The organism is Campylobacter sp. CNRCH_2014_2452, from assembly GCF_025772865.1.
GTDB classification, from domain to species: Bacteria; Campylobacterota; Campylobacteria; order Campylobacterales; family Campylobacteraceae; genus Campylobacter_D; species Campylobacter_D lari_D.
Window position 1 is genome coordinate 177302 of record NZ_JAKMSX010000001.1, and the last position, 17757, is coordinate 195058.

The window sequence follows — 17757 nt, forward strand, 5'->3', positions numbered from 1 at the left end:
TTTTACACCGTTCCTTTTTCATACATCGCTCTTAATTTCTCTTTTTCTTGTTTTTTCTTTACTTTTTCTAATTCTTTTTGACGATACTGCGTAACACTAAATTTGAACCATAAAAGTGCTGGACTTGCTACAAATATAGAACTTGCAGTACCTGCCACAATACCCACTATCATAGTTAGAGCAAAACCTTCTATCATAGATCCACCAAAGAAATAAAGCACTACAACAGTGATTAAAGTTAAACCCGTTGTTAAAGTAGTTCTTGATAAAGTTGCGGAAACTGATTCATTAATAATTAAATCAAGTTTTGAATTTTTACTTGTTTTAACACCTTCTCTAATCCTATCAAAAATAATAATCGTATCATTTAAAGAATATCCAAGCACAGTTAAAACAGCCGCCAAAATATCTAAATTTACATCTATTTCAAATAATGCAATAGCACCTAAAGTAATGACTATATCATGAATTTCACACACAATAGAAGCCATAGCAAAACGCCATTCAAATCTCACTGCCAAATAAATCAAAATAGCAATCAAAGAAATTCCAACCGCCATAAGACCTTTATTACGCAGTTCATCTCCTACTTTTGGACCTACTACATCCACGCGGCGCACTTCAAATTTGCCTGTATCTTTTAACAAATTTGCAATACTTACTCCAATATCACTTCCCAAGCTATCGCTACTTCCTGAAAAACGAATAATAACTTCATTAGCACTACCAAATTCGGTAACACTAGCTCCTTTTAAATTTTCATTTATAGATAAAGCTTTACGAATTTCAGCCAAGGGTGCTTTTTGCTCATATTGAAGTTGTATCAAAGTTCCACCGGTAAAATCAATACCAAAATTCAAACCCTTAGTAAAAAGGATAAAAATAGAACCAAAAAATAAAATAAAAGACAAAGAGATGGCTGCAAATCTCATTCTCATAAAATCATAAATATGCTTTTGACTAAAAAATTGCATTAAGGTCTCCTATATCCAAACCATAATCTTGTATTATTGCTTTTTTCCATACGGTTCATAAACATTTCAAACATACCATGAGTTCCAACAATAGAAGTAATCATTGAAACTAAAATTCCAATGCTTAAAGTCACCGCAAAACCTTTTACCGCACCTGTTCCATAAGCATAAAGTACTACTGAAGTAATAAGCGAAGTAATATTAGAATCTAAAATCGCGCTCATTGCATGCTTATAACCATTTTCAACACTTTGCCTTATACTAGCACCCTCTCGCAATAACTCCCTAATTCTTTCATTAATAATAACATTAGAATCTACTGCCATACCTACAGTAAGCACAAGTCCTGCCATACCAGGTAAAGTTAAGGTTGCACCAAACATAGCCATTACAGCAATAATCACTAAAATATTTGCCACTAAAGCAATATTAGCAAAAATTCCTGCTATACCATAATACATCACCATAAATGCAATAACTAATATAGAAGCACCTGCTAGGGCTATCATACTCATTTTAATACTATCAGCACCCAAAGATGGTCCAACACTTCTTTTTTCAAGCATTTTAACCGGTGCTAAAAGTGCCCCACTTCTTAAAGCAATGGCCACATCATGAGCTTCTTCAACAGTAAAGCTACCACTAATTTGACCACTACCTCCACCTATTCTTTCATTAATTCTTGGAGCTGAATATACTTTATTATCTAAAACTATAGCTAAGCGTTTGCCTACATTATTTCCTGTATAGTCTCCAAATTTTTTAGCACCTTCTGAATTTAAGGTAAAATTAATAACAGGAAGATTATTACTTTGCGCAAAACCTACTTTTGCATCTGTTAGCATAGAGCCATCAAGAATAGGTATAGATTTTACTAGATATTTAATTTGAGGATTTTTTGCATCTTCAAAAATTAAATCTCCATATTCAGCAGCTTGAGCTGGAGTAAGATTATTTACCTGATCCATTCTAACATCATCTACTTCCATTAATTGCAAATGTGCAGCTTTTGCAATAAGTTCTCTAGCTCTAGCCTCATCTGCAGCAGTTTTAATACCTGGAAGTTCGACTAAAATTTTATCCTCACCTGATCTTGCTACATTTGGCTCTGCAAGACCAAATTGATCAAGTCTATTTCTAATTGTTTCTACAGCTTGCAAAATAGCTTGCTCATGAGTTAATTTAATTTCTTCTTGGGTTAAAGAAAGTGTGTAGTGTAAATTTTCGTGCGTAATAGCCAAGCCTTTAATGTCTTTTAACAACAAATCAACCTTAGCTACATCATTTTCATCCAATAAACTAAATTCAATACTAGTATCATTTACTTTGATTTTATCAACAATAATATCTTCTTTATTGATAGAATAACTAAGAGAAGAGGCTATGGATTTAACCTTTGACTTAACTGCCTCTTCCACTTCTACACCTAATAACATATGCAAACCACCTTGCAAATCAAGTCCTAGGTTAATCTTAGCACCACTTTGGGTTTGCATAAAAGAAGGTATAGAAAAAACAAGCCCTATAAGAAAAACTACAAAGAAAATAATACTTCTATAAGTAATTTTTCCACTACGCATCAATTTTCTTTGCTATAAAATCTCTAGAAATTTTTACAACTACATTTTCATCATTAAGCTTAACTTTGATAAAATCCTCTTCTGGTTTTACCACCTCGCAAATTATCCCACCATTTGTGATGATTTTATCTCCTTTTTCTAAAGATGAAACCATCAACTTATGGTCTTTTGCTTGTTTTTGTTGTGGTCTAATAACCAAAAAATAAAAAATCGCAAAAAGCACAATGAGAGGCAACAATGAAGTCCAAATATTTCCGTTTTCTGCCATTTCTTCCCCTTTTTTTTAAGTTCATAAATTCTAATTCTACCACTTTTAAAATAATAAAAGCCTTTTTTTCTGCACTTTTATTGTCAAATTTTATTTATTTTTCTTTTTTTGAAAATTTACTTTTCGAATTTATCTCACCGTTTTTAAGCATATATGGTTTAATTTTATTACTAAGAAACAAAAGTAAAGCAGGATATTTTTACACCGGTTTTTTTATAGGAATTTTATGGTTTTGGTGGATAGGTTTATCATCAATTTATTTTAATTTAGCTTATTTAATTCCTTTAGAAATTATCTTAATTGGATTAATTTATGGATTTTTGTTTTTTATATGTTTTTTTCTTAAATATGATTTTTTAAGACTTTGTGGAATTTTTTTACTTTGTTTTATTCATCCTTTTGGCTTTGATTGGCTAAATTGGGGTGTTTTAAGTGTATATGGAATCTTTGATGCAAGTTACCAAGGTATTATAGCTATGTTTTTGATTGCTTATTTTTATTATGAAAAATATATTTCAAGATATTATAAAACAGCAATTATTCTAATCCTTATTCTAATCGGTGCTCAATATAATCAAAAACAATCGCAAACGCTAAATTTAGACTATAAATTAATCCAAACTAATATCTCCCAAGATCAAAAATTCATACAAGAAAATTTACAAACTCATTCTAAAGATATATTTTATCAAATCAACAAGACTATAAAAGAAGGTAAAGAAATAATTATTTTTCCTGAAACTGCTTTTGCTTTTGCATTAAATAAAGCACCAAGTTATTTACAAGCCTTAAAAGATTTATCAAAACAAATCATCATCATCACAGGTGCTATAAGCACTACACCTAATCATCTATACAATAGTACTTATGTATTTGACAATGGCAACATACAAGTTTTTAACAAACATTATCTTGTACCTTTTGGAGAAGAAATTCCTATATTTAAAAACTTTTTTAAAAAACACCTTTTAAATATTGATGAATTTTCAAAAGGAAAAGAATTAAATCAATACACTCTAAATAACCAGCTCATCACTAATGCTATCTGCTTTGAAGCTACAAAAGAAAAACTTTACAAACACTCAAAAATCATCATCGCTATTTCAAACAATGCTTGGTTTAATTTTTCAAGTGAGTATAAATTACAAAATTTTCTAATGCGTTTTTATGCAAATAATTATAATGTAAGTATATATCATGCAGTTAATGGAAAAGAAAATGCGGTAATTAAGCCAAAAGAAGTATTGATTTTAAAGATAAAAGAAAAACTTTTAAAGCAAAATGAAGCTTAAAAGCTTCATTTTATAATGCCTTAAATTCATCAAGTGCGTCTAATTTTTCCCAAGGATAATCAGCTTGACCCACTTGACCACGAGCAGCTACATCAGCATACATGAAAGTATCTTTACTTGGTTTATCAAGATTGAATTTATTTTTAATCCAATTTGGAGTTAATGGGAAAGTTTTCATCACAAAATCACTTAAAATATCATCATCTAATCTTGTATTTGTTCCCATGCAATCCACACTTACAGAAGTTGGTTTAGCCACACCTATAGCATAAGAAAGTTGCACTATACATTTTTTAGCAAGCCCTGCTGCTACGATATTTTTAGCAAGCCATCTTGCAGCATAAAGTCCACTTCTATCAACCTTAGTATAGTCTTTAGAAGATTGTGCACCACCTCCTATTGGAGCATAGCCACCAAAGCTATCTACTATGAGTTTTCTTCCTGTTAAACCACTATCATGTAATGAGCTGTGATTTACATATTTTCCCGTTGGGTTGATTAAAATTCTTGTTTTTTCTGGGCAAAAAAGCTCTTTTGGTAAATTTGAATCCAAAATCAAATCCATCACCAAAGCTCTTAAATCTTCTATTTTCATACTTTCAACACAAGGAGCTGAAACTACAATAGTATGGATACTTTGAGGTTTGCAATTTTCAAAATTTTCTTTATTTGCATAATCAATTGTAACTTGAGTTTTAATATCTACTCCAAGTTTATCAGGATTGTTTTTTGCAAACTCATATACTTTATCACAAAGCATTCTAGCATAAGAAATAGCTGCTGGCATATATTCTTTTGCTTCATTGCTTGCAAAACCAAACATTATACCTTGATCACCTGCTCCAATCTCTCCATCTTCTTGATCAACACCTTGATTGATATCAGAACTTTGCTCATTTAAAAATACCATTACATCTAAATCATCAGGGTGTAAACATTGTTTTTTGCTAAAATGCGGATTTCCATTGTAACCAATATCTGCTAGAGCTTTTTTTACAATATTTTCATAATCTTGTTTTTCTAATTTATATTTTGATTTAATCTCACCACCAATTACTACTTTATTTCCTGCTACAAAAACCTCACTAGCAACCCTTGAGTCTTTATCATGAGTTAAAAAAGCATCCACTATAGAATCAGCTATAATATCAGCACATTTATCAGGATGTCCTGCGCTAACAACTTCAGAAGTAAATAAATACATATTTTATATTCCTTATCATAAAAAATTCTAGCTTTATTTTAACACAAGCTAACTTAAAAATCAAAAAGCTTATTTAAGCTTTACTTTGCTAGAATAAATTTAAATTTATCACTACAAAAAAGGTAAGAAATGAGTTTATTTTCTTATGCAATCAAACGCTATAAAGATGGAAATCTTATTTTACAAATTTGCATAGGTATTGTTTTAGGAATTTTAGTAGGTATTTTTTCTAAAGATTTAGCTATTTTTGCAAATATTTTTGGTGCTTTATTTACAGGTGCGTTAAAAGCTATAGCACCAATTTTAGTTTTTATTTTAATTTTAACAACCATTTGCACAAAAGAATTTAATCATGGAAGTGAGAAAATAAAACACATTATTTTCTTGTATATTTTTGGAACCTTTTTAGCTTCTTTAAGCGCAGTTAGTATAAGTTTTGTCTTTCCTGTAGAATTAATATTAACCAATGTTGAAAAAGCTTCCACTACAAGCCCTGCGCATATAGGCGAAGTATTTAAAACCTTACTTTTTCAAGTAGTAGACAATCCGATCCATGCCTTATCTTCAGGAAATTATTTAAGCATATTAGCTTGGGCTATTGGTGGAGGTTTTGCTCTAAGACATTGCTCTAATGATGCAAAACAACTTTTTACTGATATAAATGAGGGTGTATTAAAAATTGTTAAATTTATAGTCAAGCTTGCTCCTTTTGGAATTTTTGGACTTGTGGCTAATTCAGTTGCCCAAACAGGAGCAGCAGGACTTTTAAGTTATGTTAAATTATTAATAATTTTAGTTTTGACTATGTTTTTTGTAGCTTTTGTGATTAATGCTTTAATTGTCTTTGCTTATACAAAGAAAAATCCTTATCCTTTGATTTTTATTTGTTTAAAACATAGCGCTGTTTTTGCATTTTTCACAAGAAGTTCTGCAGCAAATATTCCTGTAAATATGGCACTTTGCTCCAAATTAAATATCAACAATAACCTATATAGCATTTCTATTCCACTAGGTGCTACGATTAATATGGCAGGAGCAGCTGTAACTATAGCTATACTAAGTCTTGCAGCAGCTCACACAGTAGGTATTGAAATAAATTTTTTACAAGCTATGCTTTTGAGTGTTTTAGCTGCATTTGCAGCTTGTGGAGCTAGCGGGGTTGCTGGAGGTTCGCTCTTACTTATACCACTTGCTTGCTCTTTGTTTAATATTGATTATGACATAGCTATGCAAGTAGTTGCGGTTGGTTTTATCATAGGGGTTATCCAAGATAGTGTTGAAACTGCATTAAATAGCTCAACAGATGTTTTATTTAGTGCCATTTGTTCAGATAATGAGCTTAATTTAAAAATTTAAGGAGGACTTATGAGGCATTTAATTACTACAAAAGATTTTAACGATGATGAAATCCTGGCTTTATTTAAAGAAGCAAAAGAATTTTTGGATGAAAAACCGCGTACATTTTTAGAAGGAAAAAGTGTTACAACAATTTTCTTTGAAAATTCAACACGCACTCAATCAAGCTTTGAAACAGCCGCAAGAAGACTAGGTGCTAAAGTTTTAAAATTAGATGTTTCAAGAAGTAGTTCAAGCAAAGGCGAAACACTTTTTGATACTGCTGCAAATTTAGATGCAATGGCACCAAGTGCTATTGTAGTTAGACACAAAAACTCAGGTGTGCCTCATACTTTAGCAAATTATACTCATTGTCCTATAGTTAATGGAGGTGATGGTAAACACGCTCATCCTACCCAAGCTTTACTTGATCTTTTTACCATAATGGAGCATTTTGATTATAATGTCAAAGGTAAAAAAATAGCCATAGTAGGAGATATTAAAAACTCACGCGTTGCTGCTTCAAATTTAGAATTATTACCTCGTTTTGGTATAGACATTACCCTAGTAGCCCCACCTCATTTTATGCCAAATTATCCTATTAAAAAAACAAATAAACTAAAAGAAGTTATTGATGATGTAGATATTATCATGAGCCTTAGAACACAAACTGAAAGACACAATATTCCAACCTATGCATCGCTTAAAGATTATGCAAATGATTTTTGTATTAGCAAAGATTTAATAAAAGATAAAAATCTCATTATCTTACATCCTGGTCCTGTACATAGAAATATCGATATTAGCGATGAAGTAATGGCTGATAAAAGATGTAAGGTTTTAACTCAAGTTAAAAATGGTGTTGCCATTAGAATGGCTGTATTAAAAAAACTCATTTTAGAAAGCTAAAATCATGCAAAATTGGAACTTAAGTACATTATTTAAAGATGAGCAAGAATTAAATCTTTTTTTACAAAAAACCCAAGATGAAGCTTGTGAATTTAAAAAACAATATGAAAATAATCTTCATAGTTTAAGCAATGAGCAATTCTTGCAAGCTTTAAAAAACTATGAAGAATTAATCTTAAAACTTTCTCACATACTAACCTATGTGTATTTAAATTTTGCTCAAGATACTACCAAAGGTGCTTTTTATGCAAAATATGAAAATTTAAGTAAAAAAATAGAAGAAAATCTTTTATTTTTTGAACTTGAATTTTGCGAGTTAAAAGAAGAAAAAAGTAAAACTTTCATCACATTTTGCAAAGATTATGAGTTTTATTTAAATAATCTTATCAAACACAAAAAACACAATCTTTCTAAAAAAGAAGAAAGAGTTATCCTAACTCTATCAAGTACAGGTTCAAATGCATTTGCAAGATTATTTGATGAAACCTTTAGTGCTTTAAAATTTAATTTTGAAGGACAAAAATTAAGTGAGGAAGAAATTCTAAGCAAGCTTTATGATAAAGATAGAAACATTAGAAAAAAAGCTTCAAAATGCTTTAGCAAAACTTTAAAAAAACAAAACAAGCTTTTAGTATATATTTTTAATATGATTAAAAGTGAACTTGCTAATATTTGTGAGTTAAGATCTTATGAAAGTCCAGAAACCCCAAGACATATAAGAAATCAAATTTCTAAAAAAAGTGTTGATGCGCTTATTAGTGCTAGCGAGAATAGCTTTGATATTGTTTCTAAATTTTATAATGCAAAGAAAAAAATTCTAGGGTATAAAAAGTTAAAAGATTATGATCGTTATGCACCTATTGGAAAAGAAATGCAAGTTGATTTTGATCAAGGAAAGGATATAGTTTTAAAAGCCTTTGAAAAATTTTCTAAAGATTTTTATATGATAGCAAAAGAAGCTTTTGAGAATAATTGGATTGATATCTATCCTAAAGAATTTAAACAAAGTGGAGCATTTTCTCACTCAAGCACGCCGCTAAGTCATCCTTTCATACTTTTAAACTATACCAACCAAAGACGCGATCTTTTCACCCTGGCACATGAGCTAGGCCACACTATACATCAAAAACTTTCTTATAAAGTAAGTTTTTTAAATCAAGATACACCGTTAACTACAGCAGAAACTGCTTCAGTGTTTGCAGAAATGTTGATTTTTGATTATATTAAAGAAAATTTAGACAAAGAAGAGCTTTTATCTTTATATGCAGCAAAAATTGAAGATATTTTTGCTACTCTTTATAGACAAATTAATTTTACTACTTTTGAACGCAGATTTCATGCTAAAAAAGAAGAACTAAGCGCTCAAGAACTAAGTGAAATTTGGCTTGAAGAATCAAGAAAAATGTTTCAAGATAGCGTAGTTTTAACCAAAAACTATGCTCTTTGGTATTCTTATATACCACATTTTATACACTCTCCATTTTACTGCTATGCTTATGCTTATGCACAACTTTTAGTTTTAGCACTCTATGGTCTATATAAAAGTGGTAAATGCTCTAATTTTACTTCAATTTATATCAAATTTTTAAGTAGCGGGGGAAGTAAAAGCCCAAAAGAACTTGTAGCTATGTTTGGCTTTGATATAGAAAGTGATGAATTTTGGAATATAGGCTTAGAGCAAGTTAGGATACTAGTAGATGAATTTTTAAGGCTAAGTAATGATTGATAAAATTTTAAATAATAAAAATTTTATAACTTTAATGCAAAAAAGCATTTATGAATGTTTGCAAATTTTAATCCAAGAAGATATTGAGTTTAATATCATTGTAAATACTAAATTTGTTACACTCGAACCTCCTTTACCACCAGAATTAGATGTAGTGAGTAAAAATCCTTATTGTCTTTTTGCACTTGGTGGTTATACTTTTAAATCCATAGTTTTAACAAATGAGCATATAGAATTTCATGCAGGTTTTGGGCCTGATGATTTTGCAACCTTTGTGAAAGTGGATTTAGGGGCAATTACTCAAATTCAAGTTGAAGATAATATCATTTTTGTCAATTTTTCAAACTATTTTAAAAAGCAAAATGATCAAAAGTTAAAAGAAAAATCCATGAATGCTTTTTTAAACAATCCCAGCAATAAAGATTTATTTAAAAAATGAGTTTTTTTGAAGGTTTAAATGATAGCCAAAAAGAAGCTATCATGCATATTGATGGAGCTATGCTGATACTAGCAGGTGCAGGTAGTGGAAAGACTAAAACCATTACCACTAGACTTGCCTATTTAATCGATCATGTAGGTATTCCTGCGCAAAATACCCTCACGCTAACCTTTACAAATAAAGCTGCTAATGTAATGAAAACAAGAGCCTTAGCACTTTTACAAGATCAAAATTTACATAATCCCCTTTTATGTACTTTTCATAAATTTGGTTTGTTATTTTTAAGACTTTATAGCGAAAGAATTAATAGAGCAAATAATTTTGTCGTTATCGATACAGATGATAAAAAGAAAATACTAAAAGATTTAGCTAGCGAAAATTTACAAAGCTCTTTAGCAAGCATAGGTGCTTATATTTCAAATTTTAAAAATCAAAGCAAAAGCGCTCAAGAAATACGCAAAGAATTAGAATTTTTAAAAGATGAAAAAAACAAAAATTACGAAGAAATCATTCATTTATATGAGCAATATGAGCATTTTTTAATCCAAAATAATTTCATGGATTTTGATGATTTACTCATGCTAACTAATAAAATTTTAGAAGATGAACAATTTGCACAAGAGCAAAGTCAAAAATATACTTATATAACAGTAGATGAGTATCAAGATACTAATGCCTTACAATATCAAATTCTAAAAAAACTTTGCGTGTCTCATGAAAATATTTGTGTGGTGGGTGATGATGATCAAAGTATTTATGGTTGGCGCGGGGCTAAAATAGAAAATATCTTAAATTTCAAAGAACAATTTAACAATGTAAAATTAGTCAAATTAGAGCAAAATTATCGCTCAACTAGCGCTATTTTGCAAGCTGCGAATGAGCTTATAGAACATAATAGAAAAAGACTAGGAAAAACTTTAATTTGCACCAAAGATGAGGGCGAAGAAATCACAATTTTACAAAATGATGATGAGAAAATTGAAAGCTTTAAGGTTGCAAGAGAAGTTTCAAAACTTTTAAACTCAGGGATTAATCCTAGTGAAATAGCCATACTTTATAGAGTAAACGCCCTATCTCGTGCTCTTGAAGAAGCTTTTAGCAAAGAAAAAATTCCTTTTAAATTGCTAAGTGGAATTCGTTTTTATGAAAGAGCTGAGATTAAAGATATTATTTCTTATTTAAGATTACTTTCAAATTTAAATGACGATTATTCTTTTAAACGCATTATCAACCGCCCTAAAAGAAATTTTGGTAATGCAAGTTTAGAAAAGCTAGAAAATTATGCCAAAGAAAATCATTTGTCTTTATTTGAAAGCCTATGTGCTTTGCAAGGAAGTGGATTTTTTAGCAAAAAAACAGACAAAGAATTAGAAAAATTCATACTAAGCATACACAAAATCAAAGAAAAAGATGATTTACTTGCAATGATTTTAGCCTTAGAAGAAGAATTTAAAATCAAAGAATTTTACAAAGATAACCCAGAAGGCGAAGATAAACTTTTAAACATAGATGAACTTTATGCTAACTTAAAAGATAAAATCACTCATGGAAATTATAATGGCTTAGATGATATTTTAAATGAAATTTCTTTACTTAATGAGCAAGATGGACTTGATAAAGAAAGTATTTGTATTATGAGTATTCATGCAAGTAAAGGACTTGAGTTTGATTATGTTTTTATCATAGGCTTAGAAGAAGGATTTTTTCCACTCACTAGCGAATCAAGCAATATAGAAGAAGAAAGAAGACTTGCTTATGTAGCAATCACTAGGGCCAAGAAAAAACTTTATTTAAGCTATGCTAATTCTAGATTTTATAAAGGAAGTCGCACAAGATTAGAAAAAAGTAGATTTTTTGGCGAGAGCAATGTAATCAAAAAAGAATTAACACTAGATCATCAAAAAAATTGCTACAAAAAAGGCGATTTAATCAAACATAAAATTTTTGGCATAGGCAGAGTCACTGGGGTAAGTAAAATAGGTGCTGAAGAAAAACTCACGATTAATTTTGGAGGCATAGAAAGAATGATAATGTCAAGTTTTGTGGAAAAAGTGATATGAATAAACTTTTTGTAGCTTATAAACCAAGCGGTATGAGTTCTAATGCTTTTTTAGGCAAACTCAAGAAAAAATATAAAAATAAAAAAGCAGGTTTTTCAGGAACACTTGATCCTTTTGCAAAAGGTGTTTTACTCATAGCCTTTGATCAATACACAAAACTTTTTCGTTTTTTTGATAAAAATCCAAAAGTTTATAAAGCAACACTTTGGCTAGGTGCGCATTCACTAAGCCTTGATAATCAAAATATCAAAGAAATCAATCTTATAAATCCTTTTGAAGAGAAAGTTTTAGAACAAATTAAAAATGAACTTTTAGGTAAAATCACCTACACCCCACCCGCATTTTGTGCAAAAAAAATAGATGGGGTGCGCTCTTATGAGCTTGCAAAAAGAGGTTTTAAAGTCAATTTAAAGCCTTGTGTTATGGAAATTTTTTATACTAAAATTTTACACTATAGCCATCCCTTTTTAACCATAGAAATAGCAGTTAGTGAGGGTTCTTATATACGCTCTTATTGTGAATTATTTGCTAGAAAACTTGGTATTAAAGCCACACTAAGCTCATTAGAGCGTTTAAGCGAGGGAGGGTTTTTTTATGAGAATGAAAAAGAGTTAAATCCTTTAGCTTATTTAAATCTTAGAAAAAATACGATAAAATATCCCCAAAAATTACACAATGGACAAAAAATATTTTTGGACGATTTGGAAATTCAAGAAGAAGGTAGCTATATTTTAGAAGAAAAAGATTTTTTTTCTATCATTTCTATCCAAGATAATCAAGTGCAATATTATTTAAATAAGGTATTAAAATGTTAATTTTATCAAGAAAAGAAAATGAAAGTATAAAAATCGGAGATGATATAGAAATCAAAGTAGTTCAAACAGGCAAAGGCTATGCTAAAATAGGCATCGAAGCTCCAAAGTCTTTAATGATACTACGCAAAGAGCTTATCGAGCAAGTAAAAAGTGAAAATTTACATGCAATTAGTGATGAAACGATAAAACTTGACGATCTGAGTAAAAAGCTTAAAAAATGAAAGCTTACGCAAAAGCTAATATTTTTTTAAAAATCATAGGAATTGATTTAAGATCTTATCATTTATTACAATCACGCTTTGTTTTGTTAAAAGATATTTTTGATGAGTTAAACTTTAGTGATGAAAAAACCAAAGAAGGGTTTGAAATCACTGGAAATTTTACTCAAGATACCATCATACACAAAGCTTATAAAGAATTAGAAAATTTAGGTTTTTCTAATGAATTAAATGATTTTTTTAAAGACAAAAGTTTAAAGCTTACCAAAAACATTCCCATAGGTGGAGGCCTTGGTGGAAGCAGTACCGATGCGGTTGTATTTTTATTAATGATCAACGAAACTTTAAATTTAAAACTCAATCAACAACAACTTAAACAAATCTGCCAAAACCTTGGCTCTGATTTAATCTTTTTTTTAAGCGGATATGATAGTGCAAATGTTAGCGGGTGTGGCGAGATTGTAGAATATTTTGAAGATGATTTTGCCCAACTTGATTTTACTTTTCCAGCTATTGAATGCTCAAGTGCAAAAGTATATAAAGCATTTGATGAAAGTTCATATGATTTAACAGCGAATTTAAATTTAGCCAAAACACTCAAAACACTCAAAACAAGTGAAATTTTAGAGTATAAAAATACTGATTTAAACGACTTATTTGCTCCTTGTGTAAAAATTTATCCTAAAATGCAAACTTTTCTTAATGAGGCTTATTTTTTAAGTGGAAGTGGAAGTGGAGTTTTTAAGGCTAAATGATGAAAAAAACTATAGTAAAAAACAAAAAAGCTTTTTTTGATTATGAAATTTTGGAAAAATTTGAAGCAGGTATTGTTTTAAAAGGTTCTGAAGTAGTGGCATTAAGAGCTAGTAGAGCAAATTTGAAAGATTCTTTTGTGCGTATTATCAAAGGTGAAATTTTCTTACTTAATGCTCATATTTCTCATCTTAGCACTACACATTCTTTTTATAAGCATGATGAAAAAGGTGCGCGAAAACTTTTAATGCATAAAAAGCAAATCGATAGGCTTTTTGGTAAAATTAGCATCCAAGGCTTTACTATAGTGCCATTAGAACTTTATTTTAATGAAAAAAATAAAGCAAAAGTCTTAATAGCCTTAGCCAAAGGAAAAAACTTACACGATAAAAGAGAAAGCTTAAAGAAAAAACAAGCAGATCTTGAAGCAAGAGCTGCTATGAAAAATCATTATTAAAAAAGGATTTTGATGAAAAAAATTACTTATTTATTTTTTACATTTGCTTTTGCATTTTTAATAAGTGCTTGCTCAAGTGAAGAAAAAATCGAAAATGAATTTGCATTTGCTGAGTATAAAATGGGTGATGAAATTCTTTTAAAAAGTGTCAATGGTGGCGAGAAAACCCTAGTAAGAACACAAAATGGTTTTGTAGTAAAAGGTGAAGAGGGTAAAATTTTAATGTTTGATTTTTTTGGAACCTTTTGCACACCTTGTCAAGAAGAAGCCACTCATCTAACAAGTTTGTGGCAAAAAAATGCTGACAATTTTATCATCATAGGACTAAGTCATTTTGAAAATGTTAGCGATCAAGCTGTAAAAGATTTTGCCATTAAATATGGGGCGTATTATTTCTTAAGCAATTCTAAAGAAAATGATAGAATTGTTGCACAAGCATTAAAAGATATCAACTATCAAAGCATGGAACAACTTCCTTTTAAAGTAGTTTTAAAAGATGGAAATTATCAAGATCTAACAGATTTTTGGAATAAAGACTCAAAAAGTTATGTGAAATATTATCTTGGAAAAGTTTCTACTGAGATTATGCAAGAAGATATTACTAGGATATTAAATGAGTCTAAAAAATGAAATTTTAGAACAACAAAAACTAGCAGAACCTAAAATGTTTAAGGTTTTGCTTTTAAATGATGATATTACCACCATGGATTTTGTAATTGAAATTTTAATGAATATTTTTCATCATGATTTTGAAAAAGCAAGTGCAATTATGCTTGAAATCCATCATCAAGGAAGCGGAGTTTGTGGCATATACACAGAAGAAATTGCACTTAGCAAAAAACAGCAAGTTGACATGGCAGCAAAAAATAATGATTTTCCACTCCAAACAAGGATAGAAGAACAATGAAATATAAAGAATTGATTGACTCATTTATACCAAATGCAAGACATTTAAGCTTTATCAATCATCATGAATTTATCACTTGTGAGCATTTGCTTTTTGCTTTAGTTAAGCTTAGCAATGATTTTAAAAATCTACTTGAAGAAATCGGAGATGGTGATTTACAAGGCTTTGAAAATGAATTAAAAAATTATCTAGCTAAAAATAATGAAATTTTAAAAAAAGAAATAGAACCTATTTTTTCTGTGATCTTGGAAAATATATTACACAAGCTAAATGCAAAAAATCAAATAAGTGTGATTGATTTTATCATCGCACTTTGCAAAGAAGAAAAAGCTTATTCTTATAATATCTTAAAAAAACACCTAATAGAAGAAGAAAAAATAAAAGAATTGTTACAAAATGCTGAATTTGAAAATTTAAAAACCCATACCATAGAGCTAGTTGAGCTTGCAAAAAAAGGCAAAATAGATCCTGTTATAGGTAGAAAATTTGAACTTGAAAGAATGATGCAAATTCTAAGCCGTCGTAAGAAAAATAATCCTATTTTAGTTGGTGAACCAGGTGTTGGTAAAAGTGCCATTATAGATGGGTTAGCGCTAGCTATAGCTGAAGAAAAAGTACCAAAACATTTAAAAAACTCAAAAATTTATAGCCTTGATATGACAAGCTTGCTTTCGGGGACAAAATATAGGGGTGATTTTGAAAAAAGGTTAAAAGATATCATTAAAGAATTAGAAAATATCCCTAATGCTATTTTATTTATAGATGAAATTCACACCATAGTAGGAACCGGCGCAAGCAATGAAAGTCATGCAGATATGTCAAATTTATTAAAACCTGCATTAAGTAATGGCAACATCAAATGCATAGGTGCAACTACTTTCATAGAATACAAAAATACCTTTGATAAAAACAAAGCTCTAAGTAGAAGATTTGCAAAAATTGATATAGATGAGCCAAGCGAAGAAGAGTGTTTTTTGATCTTGCAAGGCTTAAAAAGCAAATATGAAAATTTTCACAAAATCAAAATTAGTGATGAAATTTTACAAACAAGCATAAAACTAGCAAAACAATTTTTACATGATAAATTTTTACCCGATAGTGCAATTGATTTAATTGATGAACTTGGCGCAAGCTTTGCTTTAGAAGATAAAAAAAGTAAAAAAATAGTAAAAATAAAAGATTTAGAAAATACTTTAGCAAGAATGACACATTCTCATAAAATTTATGAAAGTGATCAAGGTAAAATCTTAAAAAATTTAGAGCAAAACTTAAAGCAAAATATTTTTGGACAAGATGAAGCCATTAAAGCTTTGTGTTCTATTTTAAAACAAAGCTATGCGGGGTTAAAAGGCAAAAATACCCCAAAAGGCGTGTTTTTATTTACCGGTTCAAGTGGAGTTGGTAAAACCGAACTTGCAAAAAATTTAGCACAAATTTTAAACCTTAATCTTGAAAGATTTGACATGAGTGAATACTCGCAAAAACATGATGTGAGCAAACTCATAGGAACTTCAGCAGGTTATGTGGGCTATGAAGATGGTGGCTTGCTTAGTAATAGTATTAGAAAAAATCCATTTAGCGTAGTCTTATTTGATGAGATAGAAAAAGCTCATCCTGATTTAACTAATACCTTTTTACAAATTTTTGATAATGCAAGTTTAACAGATAATAGTGGATTAAAAGCTGATTTTAAAAATACTATTATCATTATGACTTCAAATTTAGGTCTCAAAGAAAGTAATGAGCTTGGTTTTTTAAGCAGCGATAAAGAAAAAAGTAATAAAGCCATAAAAGATTTCTTCGCACCTGAATTTATCAACCGTATAGATAAAATCATTCATTTTAATGACTTAAGTCAAGAAATTTTAGAACAAATCGTTCAAAAAGAACTAGATTTAATGGCAAAAAATTTAAACAACATCACCATGGAAGCTGATAAAAAAGTAAAAGAATTTCTTGCTAAAAAAACTAATAATAAAGAATTTGGAGTAAGATTATTAAAACGCATTATTGCTGAAGAATTAGGAGAGAGATTAAGTGATGAAATTTTATTTGGAAAATTAAAAAATGGTGGTAAATTAAAACTCAAACTTTCCAAAAATGAAAAAATTGAATTTGTATTCTAAACTTTTAAAAAGCCCTGATGATGCGCCTGTTTTTATTAGTGAAAAACTAGAAGTAGATTTTATACCTCATGCTTATAGCTTAGGGCTTTTTCCATGGACTAGCAATCCTGTTACTTGGTGGTGTCCTTCTCCTAGAATGGTACTTTTACCTGATGAAGTGCGCATACAAAAAAGCATAAAAAAAGCTTTAAAAACTTATGAAATAAGACTTAATTTTGATTTTAACTCGCTTATAAGTCATTGCGCAAAAAGAAAAAAAACTTGGATAAGTCAAGAATTTATACAAGTTTATACAAAGCTTTTTGAGCAAAATTTAGCTCATAGTGTTGAAGTTTATGAAAATGATATTTTAATCGGCGGTTTATACGGACTTATAATAGGTAAAATATTTTTTGGTGAAAGCATGATAAGTCTTAAAAAAGATACCTCAAAAGTAGCCCTAATAAGACTTTGTGAGCTTTTAAAACCATATGATTTTTTAATAGATTGTCAAGTGCCTAATGAGCATTTAAAATTTATGGGTGCTAAAGAAATGACAAAAAAAGATTTTTTGAAAACACTAGAAAAAAAAGTTTCACTTGAAAGTGGCTTTAAAAATTTCAAAAATTTACTATAAAAAGATATACTTATACATAAATAAAATTGCATAAATATTTTGGAATGATTTTTGCTTTTAGTCTATAAAAGCTTTATT

The 17757-nt window shown here is 29.5% G+C and carries 18 protein-coding genes; 14 read left to right on the forward strand and 4 right to left on the reverse strand.

Features of this window, described 5'->3' with window-relative positions:
* Nucleotides 1–2: 2 nt before the first annotated feature.
* From secF to yajC, 3 genes are read right to left on the reverse strand one after another with little or no spacing between them, the layout of a single operon-like run.
* Nucleotides 3–974 (reverse strand): protein translocase subunit SecF, encoded by a 972-nt coding sequence (secF, locus tag L8X38_RS00885; RefSeq protein ID WP_258107597.1) that lies wholly within the window; start codon nt 972–974, stop codon nt 3–5.
* A complete protein-coding gene (gene secD / locus L8X38_RS00890; RefSeq protein WP_039628546.1) occupies nt 974–2554 on the reverse strand; it encodes a protein translocase subunit SecD in 1581 nt (526 codons plus the stop codon). The genes secF and secD overlap by 1 nt, the downstream gene beginning before the upstream one ends.
* Nucleotides 2547–2822 carry a preprotein translocase subunit YajC gene (gene yajC / locus L8X38_RS00895; RefSeq protein ID WP_039618686.1) on the reverse strand — a complete coding sequence of 92 codons (276 nt, stop codon included), beginning with the start codon at nt 2820–2822 and terminating at the stop codon, nt 2547–2549. Before yajC ends, secD begins: the two co-directional genes overlap by 8 nt.
* On the opposite strand from yajC, the gene L8X38_RS00900 reads away from it, so the two are divergent.
* A complete protein-coding gene (locus tag L8X38_RS00900) occupies nt 2792–4114 on the forward strand; it encodes an apolipoprotein N-acyltransferase (protein WP_263661016.1) in 1323 nt (440 codons plus the stop codon). The genes yajC and L8X38_RS00900 overlap by 31 nt on opposite strands.
* A 10-nt stretch (nt 4115–4124) precedes the next feature.
* On the opposite strand, the gene metK is transcribed toward L8X38_RS00900, so the two are convergent.
* Nucleotides 4125–5318: a methionine adenosyltransferase gene (gene metK, locus L8X38_RS00905; RefSeq protein ID WP_263661017.1), complete on the reverse strand. Its 1194-nt coding sequence runs from the start codon at nt 5316–5318 to the stop codon at nt 4125–4127.
* 129 nt (nt 5319–5447) lie between these two features.
* On the opposite strand from metK, the gene sstT reads away from it, so the two are divergent.
* Genes sstT through aat form a run of 13 tightly spaced genes read left to right on the forward strand, consistent with a single transcriptional unit; the run spans nt 5448 to nt 17679 of the window.
* Nucleotides 5448–6674, forward strand: coding sequence for a serine/threonine transporter SstT (gene sstT / locus L8X38_RS00910; RefSeq protein ID WP_263661018.1), 1227 nt, complete (start codon nt 5448–5450; stop codon nt 6672–6674).
* 9 nt (nt 6675–6683) lie between these two features.
* Entirely contained in the window at nt 6684–7562 is an 879-nt protein-coding gene (locus L8X38_RS00915) for an aspartate carbamoyltransferase catalytic subunit (protein ID WP_263661020.1), read from the forward strand.
* A 4-nt stretch (nt 7563–7566) separates the two neighbouring features.
* Nucleotides 7567–9288, forward strand: coding sequence for a M3 family oligoendopeptidase (locus L8X38_RS00920; protein ID WP_263661021.1), 1722 nt, complete (start codon nt 7567–7569; stop codon nt 9286–9288).
* A complete protein-coding gene (locus L8X38_RS00925; protein ID WP_220566874.1) occupies nt 9281–9727 on the forward strand; it encodes a hypothetical protein in 447 nt (148 codons plus the stop codon). Before L8X38_RS00920 ends, L8X38_RS00925 begins: the two co-directional genes overlap by 8 nt.
* On the forward strand, nt 9724–11787 hold the full coding sequence (locus L8X38_RS00930) for an ATP-dependent helicase (protein WP_220566875.1): 2064 nt from the start codon (nt 9724–9726) through the stop codon (nt 11785–11787). Before L8X38_RS00925 ends, L8X38_RS00930 begins: the two co-directional genes overlap by 4 nt.
* Nucleotides 11784–12602 carry a tRNA pseudouridine(55) synthase TruB gene (gene truB, locus L8X38_RS00935; RefSeq protein ID WP_220566876.1) on the forward strand — a complete coding sequence of 273 codons (819 nt, stop codon included), beginning with the start codon at nt 11784–11786 and terminating at the stop codon, nt 12600–12602. Before L8X38_RS00930 ends, truB begins: the two co-directional genes overlap by 4 nt.
* Nucleotides 12596–12823 carry a carbon storage regulator CsrA gene (gene csrA, locus L8X38_RS00940; protein ID WP_012661763.1) on the forward strand — a complete coding sequence of 76 codons (228 nt, stop codon included), beginning with the start codon at nt 12596–12598 and terminating at the stop codon, nt 12821–12823. The genes truB and csrA overlap by 7 nt, the downstream gene beginning before the upstream one ends.
* Complete coding sequence (locus L8X38_RS00945; protein ID WP_220566877.1) at nt 12820–13575, forward strand: 4-(cytidine 5'-diphospho)-2-C-methyl-D-erythritol kinase; 756 nt, start codon at nt 12820–12822, stop codon at nt 13573–13575. Before csrA ends, L8X38_RS00945 begins: the two co-directional genes overlap by 4 nt.
* Nucleotides 13575–14030: an SsrA-binding protein SmpB gene (gene smpB, locus L8X38_RS00950; RefSeq protein ID WP_257399249.1), complete on the forward strand. Its 456-nt coding sequence runs from the start codon at nt 13575–13577 to the stop codon at nt 14028–14030. The genes L8X38_RS00945 and smpB overlap by 1 nt, the downstream gene beginning before the upstream one ends.
* A gap of 12 nt (nt 14031–14042) precedes the next feature.
* A complete protein-coding gene (locus L8X38_RS00955) occupies nt 14043–14660 on the forward strand; it encodes a TlpA family protein disulfide reductase (protein WP_220566879.1) in 618 nt (205 codons plus the stop codon).
* Nucleotides 14644–14937: an ATP-dependent Clp protease adaptor ClpS gene (locus L8X38_RS00960; RefSeq protein ID WP_220566880.1), complete on the forward strand. Its 294-nt coding sequence runs from the start codon at nt 14644–14646 to the stop codon at nt 14935–14937. Before L8X38_RS00955 ends, L8X38_RS00960 begins: the two co-directional genes overlap by 17 nt.
* A complete protein-coding gene (locus L8X38_RS00965) occupies nt 14934–17063 on the forward strand; it encodes an AAA family ATPase (protein WP_220566881.1) in 2130 nt (709 codons plus the stop codon). Before L8X38_RS00960 ends, L8X38_RS00965 begins: the two co-directional genes overlap by 4 nt.
* Nucleotides 17038–17679, forward strand: a complete 642-nt coding sequence (gene aat, locus L8X38_RS00970) for a leucyl/phenylalanyl-tRNA--protein transferase (RefSeq protein ID WP_220566882.1) — start codon at nt 17038–17040, stop codon at nt 17677–17679. Before L8X38_RS00965 ends, aat begins: the two co-directional genes overlap by 26 nt.
* Nucleotides 17680–17757: the final 78 nt, after the last annotated feature.